At 59.2% G+C, this 13147-nt stretch carries 14 protein-coding genes; 7 read left to right on the forward strand and 7 right to left on the reverse strand.

The genetic code is table 11. The features are described from left to right. Positions 1–126 precede the first annotated feature (126 nt). Both OKC43_RS07375 and OKC43_RS07380 read left to right on the forward strand, forming a co-directional pair. Entirely contained in the window at positions 127–783 is a 657-nt protein-coding gene (locus OKC43_RS07375) for an excalibur calcium-binding domain-containing protein (protein WP_236271632.1), read from the forward strand. A gap of 199 nt (positions 784–982) precedes the next feature. Then, positions 983–1921: a sensor domain-containing diguanylate cyclase gene (locus tag OKC43_RS07380; RefSeq protein WP_179902367.1), complete on the forward strand. Its 939-nt coding sequence runs from the start codon at positions 983–985 to the stop codon at positions 1919–1921. Between the two features lie 94 nt (positions 1922–2015). On the opposite strand, the gene OKC43_RS07385 is transcribed toward OKC43_RS07380, so the two are convergent. Continuing rightward, positions 2016–2924, reverse strand: a complete 909-nt coding sequence (locus OKC43_RS07385; protein ID WP_236271578.1) for a LysR family transcriptional regulator — start codon at positions 2922–2924, stop codon at positions 2016–2018. A 115-nt stretch (positions 2925–3039) separates the two neighbouring features. Between OKC43_RS07385 and OKC43_RS07390 the strand changes: the two genes are divergently transcribed. Both OKC43_RS07390 and OKC43_RS07395 read left to right on the forward strand, forming a co-directional pair. Next, a complete protein-coding gene (locus tag OKC43_RS07390; RefSeq protein WP_139433319.1) occupies positions 3040–3285 on the forward strand; it encodes a hypothetical protein in 246 nt (81 codons plus the stop codon). An 8-nt stretch (positions 3286–3293) separates the two neighbouring features. Beyond that, the gene (locus tag OKC43_RS07395; protein ID WP_236271579.1) at positions 3294–3944 is read left to right on the forward strand and encodes an HAD-IA family hydrolase; all 651 of its coding nucleotides are present in this window, start codon (positions 3294–3296) and stop codon (positions 3942–3944) included. A 114-nt stretch (positions 3945–4058) separates the two neighbouring features. On the opposite strand, the gene OKC43_RS07400 is transcribed toward OKC43_RS07395, so the two are convergent. After that, positions 4059–4661 carry a nitroreductase family protein gene (locus OKC43_RS07400; protein WP_042082707.1) on the reverse strand — a complete coding sequence of 201 codons (603 nt, stop codon included), beginning with the start codon at positions 4659–4661 and terminating at the stop codon, positions 4059–4061. A 248-nt stretch (positions 4662–4909) separates the two neighbouring features. On the opposite strand from OKC43_RS07400, the gene OKC43_RS07405 reads away from it, so the two are divergent. After that, the gene (locus OKC43_RS07405; RefSeq protein WP_236271580.1) at positions 4910–6460 is read left to right on the forward strand and encodes a sensor domain-containing diguanylate cyclase; all 1551 of its coding nucleotides are present in this window, start codon (positions 4910–4912) and stop codon (positions 6458–6460) included. Positions 6461–6707: 247 nt separating this feature from the next. Next, entirely contained in the window at positions 6708–7190 is a 483-nt protein-coding gene (locus OKC43_RS07410; protein ID WP_236271581.1) for a YMGG-like glycine zipper-containing protein, read from the forward strand. Between the two features lie 96 nt (positions 7191–7286). On the opposite strand, the gene OKC43_RS07415 is transcribed toward OKC43_RS07410, so the two are convergent. The 5 genes from OKC43_RS07415 to OKC43_RS07435 form a co-directional block, all read right to left on the reverse strand. Beyond that, positions 7287–8243, reverse strand: a complete 957-nt coding sequence (locus tag OKC43_RS07415; protein ID WP_005348021.1) for a D-2-hydroxyacid dehydrogenase — start codon at positions 8241–8243, stop codon at positions 7287–7289. Between the two features lie 143 nt (positions 8244–8386). After that, on the reverse strand, positions 8387–9151 hold the full coding sequence (locus OKC43_RS07420) for a DUF3530 family protein (RefSeq protein WP_236271582.1): 765 nt from the start codon (positions 9149–9151) through the stop codon (positions 8387–8389). Between the two features lie 134 nt (positions 9152–9285). Then, positions 9286–9852: an elongation factor P gene (gene efp / locus OKC43_RS07425; protein WP_005362323.1), complete on the reverse strand. Its 567-nt coding sequence runs from the start codon at positions 9850–9852 to the stop codon at positions 9286–9288. 45 nt (positions 9853–9897) lie between these two features. Next, the gene (earP, locus tag OKC43_RS07430; protein WP_236271583.1) at positions 9898–11094 is read right to left on the reverse strand and encodes an elongation factor P maturation arginine rhamnosyltransferase EarP; all 1197 of its coding nucleotides are present in this window, start codon (positions 11092–11094) and stop codon (positions 9898–9900) included. A 96-nt stretch (positions 11095–11190) separates the two neighbouring features. Then, positions 11191–12234 carry a GMP reductase gene (locus OKC43_RS07435; RefSeq protein ID WP_005348017.1) on the reverse strand — a complete coding sequence of 348 codons (1044 nt, stop codon included), beginning with the start codon at positions 12232–12234 and terminating at the stop codon, positions 11191–11193. 381 nt (positions 12235–12615) lie between these two features. On the opposite strand from OKC43_RS07435, the gene rloA3 reads away from it, so the two are divergent. Then, positions 12616–13110 (forward strand): retropepsin-like aspartic peptidase RloA3, encoded by a 495-nt coding sequence (gene rloA3, locus OKC43_RS07440; protein ID WP_081990717.1) that lies wholly within the window; start codon positions 12616–12618, stop codon positions 13108–13110. The last annotated feature ends 37 nt before the right edge of the window (positions 13111–13147 follow it).

Raw genomic sequence — 13147 nt, forward strand, 5'->3', positions numbered from 1 at the left:
ACGCAGGCTGCGCCCGATCACCGTTTTGAGATTGACTCAGCGGCTCCCTGTCGGGCCGAAGCGCTTTTGGGCAACATGATTGTCGGGCAAGATAGTGCTCACATGGATAACAACAAGGATGGACAGATGCGTTATCAGGGACGGATCGCGAGCTGGAACGAGGCGCGCGGCTTTGGATTTATTACGCCGGAGCAAAATGGCGCCGAGCAGGCAATCAATGGAGCACGCAGTGCAGGGCTGTTTGTGCATGTTACGGCGCTGCAATCAGATGGCCGCGTGCCAGAGCCGGGGGAGCGTGTCACCTATCTGATCGGCAGTGGCCAGGATGGCAAACCGAGGGCGTTACAGGTCTTTTTCCCCGATCGCCCGCTCACGTTGGCGGATGCAGTGCCTTCGTCCGCATCATCGGCGGCGCCATCGTTTCGGGCGGCAAGTCAGCCGCCACGACCCACCTCGACCAGAGAGAGAAGTAACCCCTATCGACGTCGCAAGAGCAGCTGGAGTGGCAAATTGATCCCTCTGCTGGTGCTCGTCGGCCTCTTTTCCATCTATTCCCGTTTCTCGGCCGAGTCGATGGCGCCATTGCCGGTCTCCTCTTTCAATCAGGAGGAGGTCAGCACGCCACAGGCAACGATCTTTATTCGCCAGTGTGATGGTCGGCAGCATTGCTCCCAGATGACCTCCTGCGAGGAGGCAACCTGGTTTTTGCAACATTGCCCGAACACCAAAATGGACGGAGAGGGCGATGGCATCCCCTGCGAAAATCAGTGGTGTGGCCATTAAATGTGACTTATCAGATACATATGCTCATGATGTGCTCTTGTTATCCGGAACAGGGAAACTGGCCTGAAACCTTGCCGGATGGTGTGCGATGGTGAAATTTGGTCTCAGTTGGCTAAGTGGGAATGGGGTGCTTTACTCTATCTGCTGACTTAATTGTTAATAGATGGCGGTATGCCACTTTTGCCACAGGATGGCCACCATGGCGGATGATATACAGACGCGGCAGAGTCACTTCGCCGAGCGAGCCCATCATCTGGCTGCGCTGCTGGATTCGCTGGAAGACCAGATATCGGTGATAGATCGGGATGGCGTGATCCATTACACCAATCTCGCCTGGGATCTGTTTGCCGAGCAAAACGGCATGCCCAAGGGATATAACTGGATTGGGGTCAATTATATGGGGGCTTGTGATGCTGAATCCGAGCCCTCTGGATTGGCTGCCGTGGAGGGGATCCTTCGGGTTATCCGTCATCAGCAGGAGAAGTTCTATCTGGAATACCCCTGCCACAGCCCCGACACCCAGCGCTGGTTTATGATGCGAGTAGCGCCGGTACCCGGGCTTGACGCCGAGTATTTTTCCATCGCCCATATCAATATCACCGAGCGCAAGCTGCTGGAGCTGGAAGTTGCCAGCCTCTCCCAACATGATCCCTTGACCGGGCTGGCCAATCGGCGGCTGTTCAACAGCTTTTTGCATAACGAGTGGCGGCGCAGCATGCGTGAACATACCCCGCTCTCCCTCATCATGCTGGATCTGGATAACTTCAAGGCGTGTAATGACCATCTTGGTCATCAGATGGGGGATGGATCCCTCCAGCTGGTGGGCCATCTTCTGCAATCTTTCTGCCAACGTCCGGCGGATCTGCCCTGCCGTTTTGGTGGTGACGAGTTTGCCCTGATCCTCGGCAATACCGATCGAGATGCGGCCCAGCGGATTGGAGAGGAGATCCGTCAGGCCATCAACGATCTCGACATCGTGGTGGCAAATAATATTCAGCTTAGCGCCAGCATTGGCATTGCTACCTACACGGCAGAGCAACTGCTGGAGGGGGAAGGGGTGTTGCTGGCCGCGGCCGATGCGGCGCTTTATTGCGCTAAGGGGGCGGGTAAAAACCGTAGTCACTGCGCCAACTGTTGAGCCGCATTGCCGCTTTTGTCCTGCATGCGCCCCCTTGATGGGGGCGCACTGTTTTTTGGTTGGTCACGGTGTTAGCAACCAGCGAGCGTTGGTTTCAGCGCTCGGGTGTGGCCGACATCGGCAGGGGATGGCTGGCGATCACCTGCCTGACGAAGTGATCCCGGATGGGGTCGGCAAAGTCCGGATTCCATACCATGCTGATTTCCCACTCGGAGCTGGGACCAGAGAGCGGATAGAGGGTGACATCGGGCCCTGCGATAAAGCTGACGCTGCGCGGCAGGATGGCGTTGCCTATGCCCGCCGCGACCAGCGCCACCAGCGTCTGGATATCTTCGGCCTCCTGAACCATGCCGGTCAGCCGATTGGCGCCGAGAAAACCGGCGATCTGCTGGCTGAGCCCGGGGCAGCGGTGGCCCACCATCTGCAACAGGGGTTGACTGGTCAGTGCCTGCTGGACGTCGAATGCGGCCGGGTCTGGTTCGGTCATTCGTGTCGGCACCGCCAGCACCAGCCGGTCGATCAGCAGTCTGTGCTCCTGTAACTGCGGCACCTGAGGTCTGCGCATAAAGCCAAGTTGTAACTGGCCGGAGAGCAGCTGCTCCTGCTGGATCGCGGAGGGCATATCCTGCAGATGGACCATCACGTCCGGGACCTGCTGCTTGAAGCGGGCCACCAGCGCAGGGGCCAGTGCGAAACTCGACAGACCGAAGCCAATCTTGAGCCGACCGGATACCCCGCTCGCCACCGCCAGCGCATGGCTTTCGAACTCCCGACCGTGCTCGACCAGCGCACTCGCCTGAATGAGCAGCTGGGCACCGAGCGCTGTCAGCTCGGCGCCGTGGCGGCCCCGTTTGAACAGGGTGCAGCCCAGCGTCTGTTCCAGCCCCTGGATCTGCTTGGTGAGGGCCGGCTGGGTGATAAAGAGGCGGCTGGCCGCTTCCCGGTAGTTGGCGGTGTCGGCCAGCGTCACAAACGCCTGCAGTTGCCTCAAGTCGAATTTCATTCCAATTGGTTATCAAAAGTGGCGATTTATTGATTATAAATTATCTAATCGCCTTGTTCTAATGGCTCGGCAAGGGGGAATCGCCCTCCTCTGAACCGGAACAAGGAGCCATATCATGTCCACTCAACGTTATCTTTTTTTGATCAAGGGCACGCTGGTGCTGGCTCAGCCGTTGGCGGCCCCGGAGACGGGAGAGCTGCTCGCCAGCCTGCTGCAACAGGGTTTTGTGGTCGGCCCCTTGCAAGTGTGGGCTGACAGTGCCGAGCAGGCGCTGGCCTGTTATGAGCGTGCCGCCCAGCAGCAGGCCTTTGCCGATGCACTCTCTGGCTCTCTGCCCGAGCTGGCCGGGGTGCCTGTATGAGTGCTGGCATGAACACGATCACCCTGTCAGTATCCGCCCTGCTGCTCGATATGGATGGCACCCTGGTCTGCTCGACCGGCGATGTGGAGAAGGTGTGGCGGCTCTGGTGTCAGCATCATCAGTTGGCCCCCGAGCCGGTGCTGGCGATGTGCCACGGCATGCGCTCGCGTGAGGTGATCCGGGCGCTGGCCCCGCAGCTGGATGTGGAGCGGGAAGCGGCGCGGCTCGACGAGCTGGAGATGCAGCATACCGGTGGCGACGCCATCTTTGGGGCTGGCGAGTTGCTGCGCCGCTTACCGCCAGAGCATTGGGCCATTGTGACCTCCGCCAGTGAGCGGGTTGCCCGCCATCGCCTGAGTTGTGCCGGTTTGCCGCTGCCCCACGTACTGGTGGGGGCCGAAGCTGTGATCAATGGCAAACCCGATCCCGAGTCCTATCTGCTGGGGGCTGAACGGCTTGGCGTCTCGCCTGATTGCTGTCTGGTATTTGAGGATGCCCCGGCCGGTATCGAGAGTGCCCTGCGTGCAGGTTGCACCGTGGTGCAGGTAGGAGGCGATGCGCCGTTCAATCCGGCGGTGGTGGCGGTGATCCGCGACTGGCGCGAGGTTAAGGTTGCGTTGGGGAAAGGCGAGTCCCTGCTGGTGACGCTGCTCGCCTGAGCGGTGGATAGAGCGTATTACGACCGCAGATTGCGGTATGAACCATCGCCATCAACACTGCTTGCCGCAATAAAAACGCCCCCGAGATGCGGGGGCGTTTTGCTTTCTCAACGGTTATTTGAAAACGCGGAAACGGGTAGCGTCGTCGATAAAGGTTTTGTCGCCGGCCGGTTGCTTGATACTGCCAAAGGGCATTTGGGCACGCAGCAGCCAGCTGGCGGGCAGGTTCCACTCCTTGCGTACCGCCTCGTCGATCAGCGGGTTGTAGTGCTGCAGGGAGGCACCGACTTTCTCCTGCGCCAGCGTCGTCCAGACCGCAAACTGGGCGATGCCGGTGGCATGTTCCGACCAGATGGGGAAGTTGTCGGCGTAGAGGGCGAATTTTTGCTGCAGATCCTTGATGACGTCGGTGTCTTCGAAGAACAGCACGGTACCGAAGCCTGCGCGGAAGCTGCCATCTACCTTGGCCTCACTCTGGGCATAGGCCTCTGGCGGCACAATCTTTTTCAACTCGGCTTTGACGATATCCCACAGCTTGTGGTGCTGGGCGCCAAACAGGATGACGGCACGGGAGCTCTGGGAGTTGAAGGAGGAGGGGCTGTGCCTGATGGCATCCTGGATCAGGGTCGTCAGCTGCTCCGGCGTGTGGGACACCTGGTCACCCAGGGCATAGATGGTACGACGTGCTTTGATCTGTTCGATAAACGGACTGCTCATAACATCTCCTTGTTCTGCTTGGCGTTGCAGCCGGTGATGGACGGTTTGTCCAGCGCCTGCCGAATCAGGTATAGACTATAACACCCGCAATGCAGAGCGGGGTTAACCCGGGGTAACTAGCGTTTTTCCTGTCAGTTGATATTCGTTTGCGAACCTTGACGTTTCACTAATGTTGGAAATGTCATTTAAGGGGCGCGAAAGTGATATTAATCAATGATTCACTCTCCTTTCTCTCCCACAATCCCCGTATGTTTTCTTGGTTCGGATGTGATGTGAGCCGTTCGTATCTCAATAAACGCTACTATGTGTTGGTCCCCCTCTCTGCATTGATTGGTTTGATGATCCTGATAGTGACGATCATCATGGCTATTGCCAGCTATCTGAGGGATATCGACATGACGGTATCCGGTTTCGGCCACATGGCATCCTCCGTTGAAGCGTCCCTGATCCACGAGATGGTGAAGGTCAATGAACGGCAACTGGCAGTGCTGGAGGCTTCGCTCGATAAGGAGAAGATCGCTCGCGGCGGGCTGGCCGATTCCCCCATCTGGGCCATTGCGCACAAGATCAAACCAGGCAACCACTACATCTACTTTTACAACCTGAACGCGGATCGTATCGACAGCTACCCGGACTGGCTACCGCCCCCCGGTTATCAGGCGGCGCTGCGACCCTGGTATCAGGTGACCACCATGCCGGGCGACGAGCTCGTCTGGTTTGGCCCCTATCCTGAATACAATACCAATAAACTGATACTCAGCCTGATCAAACGGGTGCGGGACGATGAGGGGCAACTGCTGGGGCTGCTGATGGTCGACATGTCATTCGACTCGCTGCAGCAGGCGCTACAGCGGACGGTTGGTGGCAATCAGGCTGCACTCTATCTTACCTTGCGCGACAGCGGCCAGCTGGTGGTGGGCAGCAATATGGATCTGCTGGCAGATCACCCCATCGAGCAGCATCAGGGCCAGCAGTGGCTCGGTCTGGATGTGTTGTGTCATGGCACTTTCCTTAAGCGCGAGCTGGCGGATATTGGCTGGGATCTCAATATCTATCTGCCGCCCGTGCTGTTTCGCAACAGCCTCTATGAGGCGCTGCAGATGGTGGTTTTGCCATTGATCTCCCTGTTTGCCATCTGGTGTTGCACGCTGAGTCTGCTGGTGCGGATCTTCCGCCAGGAGCAGGCGCTGGTGTCGGGTTCACTGACCGGTATCGTGCGCAATCTGGAGAGTTCTCCCCCCATCACCAAGGCCAATACCTGGTTTGTGCGACGCAGCCTGAACGAGATCGATCAGGTCAGGGCCAGCTTCCTCAAGGGGCAGGATGCGCTGTTGCGGGACCCTCTGACCGGTATCATGAACCGGCGAGCCTTCGAGCAGCACAAGAGCGCGCTGGAGCTGAGGGGGGAGCGCTTCTGGCTGCTGCTGTTTGATATTGATCACTTCAAAGGACTCAATGACAGTCGGGGTCATGCCTTCGGCGATCAGGTGCTGTGTCGGGTGGCCAATTGCCTTGCTGATGTGCTGGGGGTGAGCACGGTTTACCGGATTGGTGGCGATGAGTTTGCCGCTCTGCTGCAACAGCCGCAGGATGAGTTGGCGGAGAAGCTCAATTGTCTGCTTGACGTGGTGCGACATCAACAGTGGCGTGAGCACAAGGGACAGGTCACCTTGAGTATCGGCGGCGCCTGCCATTCACCCGTTGCCGACCCCATCTTCGAGCGTGCTGATGCAGCCCTTTATCGTAGCAAGGAGGCTGGCCGGGACTGCTGGCATCTGGCGGATGAGGCTGCTGACTGACAGCTTTTGTCCCAGCGCGGCGGGTCTGTGTCGGGACACGACAACCAGATTGTGGGTCACCCTGCCGTAATAGTTTGGCTTTTTGGTGATTTTAATCTTTAAATTCAATCGCTTGATTTTACTCTTCCATTTTTGGCAGTAGCCGTGTGGCCATTGACTGTCGCATCCCTCATTTCTGCTGGCTGGCGAACCCCGTGGCGCTTTGTATAGTGCCGCTGAATATTAATCAGGTTTGACAGGAGTACCCATGGAGATGAATTCGCGTGCTCTTCGCGCACTGGCCCTGCTGGGCGCCTTGCTGGCTGGCAGCACGACCGTGTACGCCTCCGAGACCCTCAATACCATTCTGGGTGGCGGCGCAGGCGGTGTAGCGGGCACCATGATCGGCAAGGAGCTGGGTGGCGATACCGGTGCGCTGGTGGGGGCGGCATTGGGCGGTGCTGCCGGTGGCGCTGCGACGGCCAACAAGGGCAACAAGAATGAAGCGGCCCTTGGCGGCGCGGTGGGGGCGCTGGGCGGTGCCGCCATCGGCAAAAGTGTCGGTGGCGATACCGGCCAGCTGATCGGCGCCGGGGTCGGCGGGGCGAGCGGTTCGGCCATCGGTGCCAAGACGGGCGATGGCCACAAGAGCAAGGATCGCTATTACGATGATGACGACGATCATCACCATCACAAGCACCACAAGAAGTACAAAAAGCATAAGACGCACAGATGGCATGACGACGATTGATGCGTGTGCAGTGAGTGCGGAAGATGCAAAACGGGGCCTGTTGGTCCCGTTTTGCATGGTGTGGTCACTCGATTTTACGGTTACTCGTTCGTGCGGTTACACCAGCCGGTGCTGGCGGCGACCGGCGGCAAAGGCGTTGATGTTGTCGATCAGCTGATCGGCGAGACGCTGCATCGACTCCTCGCTGGCCCAGGCCACATGAGGGGTCAGAATGAAGTGAGGGTATTGCAGCGCCTTCATCAAGGGGTGGTCGGGAGGCGGGGGTTCGACGCTCGCCACATCGAAACCGGCACCACCGAGGCGGCCATTGGCCAGCGCTTGCAGCAGCGCCTCCTCATCCACCAACCCACCGCGGCCGACGTTGATCAGCAGGGCGCCCGGTTTCATCAGATCCAGCTCCCGCTCGCCAATCAGGTTGCGGGTGTAGGGGGTGAGCGGGCAGTGCAGGCTGATCACGTCCGAACTTTGCAGCAACTCGTCGAGGGGCAAGCGATCCTCGTCGTGGCTGGCGCCGACCTGGCTCTGGGCGTAGCGCACTGTCATCCCCATCCCTTTGGCCCGCTCGCCGAGCGCCTGACCGAGCGTTCCTTTGCCGATGATGCCAAGCTGCTTGCCGTGCAGATCCATGATGTTGTGGTCGAAAAAGCAGAACTGGCCGCTCTGTTGCCAGCGTCCCTCCAGCAGCGACTGGCGCCAGCAGAAGAGGTTGCGCGACAGGGCCAGCATCAGCGCCATGGCGTGCTCCGGCACCGAGGGGCCCGAGTAATTGCGGATATTGCACACCCCGACGTTGGCGGCGCGGCACGCTTCCAGATCCACGTTGTCGCTGCCGGTGGCGGCCAGGGCGATGAGTTTGAGCTCCGGCAGCTGGGCCAGTTCGGCGGCGCCGATCCGCACCTTGTTGATGATGGCGATGCTGGCATCTTTGAGCCGCTCCACCACCTGTTCCGGGGCCGTGCAGGGATAACTCTGCCAGTGGTGGGGGAAGTCGGGGTGATGCAGGGTGATGCCCGCATCCAGGGTATCGCTGTCGAGAAACACAATCTGCTGCATGGGCCTTCCTGCCATTGTTCAGGTTCGAGAGGCCATGATGCCAAAGAGGATGCAGTCAGGGCCAGCCTGCCGCTGTGTCATGGTTGGGCTTTATCCGGCAGATGTGAGCTTGCGCGCTTTATTGCGCCACGGTGGCGGCTGGTTTAGAGCCAGCCCAGATGGTTGAGCCAGCCCTGAATGCGGGTGGGGGTTTCGCCCAGTTCCATCAGGGCGTAAGGACGATAGTTGAGCTTGTGGCTGCGTCGGCTCTCGGTCTGGCGTGCTTCGGCCGCCAGCAGGGGCCAGCGACCGCCATCCTCCTGATAGAGGTCCAGGGTGGGGATGGCCGCCTGAGCCACCTGTTTGGCCAGGGTCTGGTTGCTCTGCTGATTGGGGAAGAAGCCATCGAGCAGCACCAGCGCGTCGGGGGCGGGCAACTGTTCGCTGGCGATGAGGTTGGCAGTCCAGGCGGCGCCTGTGCCTTGCGCCAGGATCAGCTTGAAGCCCCCCTCCTGCAGCTTGGCATCGGCCAGCTTGCTGATCCGCTCGGCAAACTGTTTGCGAAATGCATCGCTGTTTTTCGCTTTTTTCTCGGCGGCTGGGTCCAGTTCGGTCTGCTGGGGGGAGGGCAGCAGCAGCAGGGTATCAAAGCCCAGTCGGCCGAGGGCGCGAGTCAGTTGCCAGAGCTGGCCGCTGCGCTGCCAGTCGGGCAGTAAAATGGCGAGCCCCAGATAGTTTTCACTGTCGTGTTTGGCGAACAGCACCGTCTGCTTGTCTATCTGGGTCGCATCGGGTAGCCCTTTCCAGTCGCTCGCTTGCCAATGGTCGAGGGGCATTGGCTCGGCAACGGGGGGCGCAACCTCGCTCGCCTCTGCCCCATGGCCAGCCAGCAAGGTCAATAACAGCAGTGATAAGGATAATCTGGCCATAGTGTGCTCCCCCGGTTATCTGGGTTAGCGGCGGCGGCGGGATTTTCTGAAGGCGGGCGGTGTGATGGCAACTCGGAGGCAATAAAAAAGCGAGCCGGTGGCTCGCTTTTTTGTAATCAATTCAAAGCGGTCAATTAGTTGACGCGACGCTTGAATTCACCGGTGCGGGTATCGATTTCGATCTTGTCACCGATCTCTACGAAAGCGGCAACAGCCAGCTCGTAGGTAGTGCCTTTCAGACGGGCAGGCTTGGTCACTTTACCGGAGGTGTCGCCACGGGCAGCCGGCTCGGTGTACTCAACTTCGCGCACGATGGTGGTCGGCAGTTCTACGGAGATGGCTTTCTCGTTGTAGAAAGTCACTTCGCAGATGTCTTCCATGCCGTCTACCAGATAGTTCAGCACGTCACCCAGGTTGTCTTTCTCTACGTCGTACTGGTTGTACTCGGTGTCCATAAAGACATACAGGGGATCGGAGAAGTAGGAGTAGGTGCACTCTTTACGTTCCAGCTGAACAACGTCCAGCTTGTCGTCGGCCTTGAAGACGGTCTCGGTAGCGCTGCCGTTCAGCAGGCCCTTCAGCTTCATTTTGACCACGGCGGAGTTACGGCCGGATTTGTTGAATTCAGCCTTCTGAACCACCATCGGCTCGGTGCCGATCATGACTACGTTACCAGCGCGGATTTCCTGTGCGGTTTTCATGTAAAAAATTCCTGTTCGTGAAACGGACGAATAAAAACTGCCAGATTATATACGGCTTTCTAAAAATTTCACCAACCGTGTGACGAGATCCCCATCCCGGAGCAACTTCTGTGACCAGCTTCGCCCATGTTGCTGCCAAATGGCGCTATATCGGGGCCATTGGGCCCAAAGTTCGCCGCAATCTTCGCCACGGTTGAGAGCCAGATTAAAGCGGCGCAGCCATTGAGCACATTCGGCGGGCAGATCGGCAAGATAGTGGTCAAGGAACTGCTCCAGCTTGACCAGATGAGCCTCCTCCTCCTGTTGGTAGATGTGCCAGAGGAAAGGACGAGCCGCCCACTGGGCCCGCACGAAGGAGTCCTCCCCACGCACCAGATTGAGATCGCAGCTCCACAGCAGCCGATCGTAACCGGCCTGATCGGTCATCGGCAGCAGCTTGATGGTGAGGTTGCCCGCGTGGAGCAGATCCCCCGCTTGGGCGGTGGTGATGGCATCTGCCAGACCGGCACCGGTGAGCACATCGTTGAGAGAGCGCCCCAGCGGCAGCAGCAGGGTGACGGGCGTGGCGCTTTGGCACCAGTTCTCGACCAGACTCTTCAGCGCATCGCTCTCGTAGGTAAAGAGGCTGACCCGCAGCTCGTGCTCTTGTCTGGGCGGCAAACCGAGGCTGGCCCAGTAGGCGCTAAGTCCCGCTTCATCTTGCTGCCACTGCTCCCGTTCGGCGATCAGGTCGTGCTCGCACAAAAGGCCGCCGGTTTTAGCGGTAAAGCCCGGGAAGAAGAAGTATTTGTTGAGGCTTTTATTGCCAACCCGCTGGGGCGAGGCGAGGCCGTGGCAATCCTCTACCCAGCTCTCTGCCGAGAGGTATTCCAGATTGAGCCAGCATGGGGGGCTGGGTTGGCTCGCCATCAACTCTATGAAGGGGGCGGGCAGTTCACAGGCAAAGGCCTCGATCACCACCTTGGCCGGGGTCATGTCGCTCGGCAGGGTCTCATGCCAGTGCTGGATATAGATGCCATTGACCCACTGGCCATCCTGCGCCGGGTCGAGCCCGGGGCAGATGCGGGCGAAACTTGCCAGATCGTCCACCCAGAGCCGCACCTGAACCTCATCGCCATGTGCCGCTATATTCCCCTCCCGTTTTAGCTGGCGGGCTAGTCGCCAGGTGACGCCGATGTCGCCGAAGTTGTCGACGACGCAGCAGAAGATGTCCCAGTCAAACGGGGGCAGGGGAGTTGTCATGGCTCGGGATCCCAGATGCAAAAAAACCGGTGCGCAGGGTAGCACACCGGTTGACTGGCTTCTAACCGTCAGCGTGTGACGGCGGTCTGTGGCAGGTTACTCCTTGCCGTAGACGTTGTTCTCTTGCTCGCGTACCCGGATAAAGGTGGTGCGCTTGGTGAGCTCTTTCAGCTGGCTGGCACCCACGTAGGTACAGGTGGAGCGCACGCCGCCCAGAATGTCGCGCACGGCGTTCTCGACCGGGCCGCGGTAGGGCAGCAGCACGGTTTTACCCTCGGAGGCACGGTATTCGGCGACGCCGCCAGCGTGCTTGTCCATGGCGCTGGAGGAGCTCATGCCGTAGAACTTCATGAAGGGCTCACCGTCTACATCGACGATCTCGCCACCGCACTCCTCGTGGGCTGCCAGCATGCCGCCCAGCATGACGAAGTCGGCGCCGCCGCCGAATGCTTTGGCGACGTCGCCCGGGCAGGTGCAACCGCCGTCACCGACGATCTGGCCGCCGAGGCCGTGGGCCGCATCGGCACACTCGATGATGGCGGAGAGCTGCGGATAACCGACACCGGTCTTGACGCGAGTGGTGCAGACGGAGCCCGGGCCGATGCCGACCTTGACGATGTCGGCGCCAGAGAGGATCAGCTCTTCGACCATCTCGCCAGTCACCACGTTGCCCGCCAGAATGACGTGGTTGGGGCAGGCTTCACGAATTTTGCGCACGAACTCGACGAAGTGTTCGGAGTAGCCGTTGGCCACGTCGACACAGATGAAGCGCAGCGCTTCGGACATGGCGAGGATCTGGCGGGTCTTGGCGAAATCTTCAGCCGAGGTGCCGGTGGAGACCATCACATGGCCCAGCAGCGCCGGGTCGGTCTCGTTGACGAAAGCTTGCCACTGCTCAAGGCTGTAGTGCTTGTGTACCGCGGTCATCATCTCGAAACCGGCCAGCGTGCGCGCCATGGCGAAGCTGCCGACGGTATCCATGTTGGCGGCGATGACGGGTACGCCTTGCCATTGGGTCTGAGTGTGTTTGAAGGTGAACTGACGGGTCAGGCTTACTTGGGAACGGCTCTTGAGAGTAGAGCGCTTGGGGCGGAACAGGACATCCTTGAAACCGAGCTTCAAGTCTTCTTCGATACGCATTACAAATTCCTTATTGAGCCTTGTTGAAAGTCACTTTTGCAGTGGCAAATTTTCGGCAGGCGCAAAAAAACCGGTGGTTTTCAGGCCCTCCGGTTTACAACAGTGTAGGCAAAAATCCCTTCAGAACAAGACTGATAATTTGTAAATCCTTGTGGTAGCCTTTGGCGTCACAACCTGAGGTTAACCACCAGCTTCATCCAGCACCGTTCGGTGCCTTGCTCTCCTACGATATTCCCGCCCGCTTGGGCCGCCGTTCGGCCACTCTTTGTCGTCTCTCTCCTGACCCGCCAGATATTATCCAAGTAGCTGAAATAAATCGGATTGACCCACAATGGGACTGTGGTAGATCTGGGCGCAGGATTGACAAGGCAGGGCAGTAAAATGGGCAAGATGATGGTGGGGATCACCCTGATGCTGGCACTGTGTGGCAGTGCGCTGGCTGAGACCCCGACCAGCTATGGCTGGATCGAGAAGGGGCTTATTTTGCCTACCGGCGTGGCGGTGAAGATGAAGCTCGACACTGGGGCGCTCACCTCTTCCCTTGATGCACGCTCCATCACCAGATTCAAACGGGATGGCAAGCCCTGGGTGCGCTTCATGCTGGTGGTGACCGATGCCGACAGCGGCAAGCTGGTCAAGCAGCAGTTCGAGCGGCGGGTCGAGCGCAGCGTGACGGTGCGCGGAGCGGGCGGCATGGAGCAGCGGCCAACGGTGACCATGTCCATCTGTCTGGGGGACAAGGTGTATGAGGAGTGGTTTACCCTGCGGGATCGCAGCAAGATGATCTATCCGGTGCTGCTTGGCCGCCGCCTGCTGGCGGAGCTGGGCCCAGTGGACTCCAGTCGAACCTTTACCGTGCAGCCAGATTGTCATTGAAAGTAAAGAGCCCGCATCGCGGGCTCTTTACTTATCG

This window comes from Aeromonas sp. Y289-2 (genome assembly GCF_027705925.1).
In the GTDB taxonomy this organism is placed as follows: Bacteria; Pseudomonadota; Gammaproteobacteria; order Enterobacterales; family Aeromonadaceae; genus Aeromonas; species Aeromonas veronii.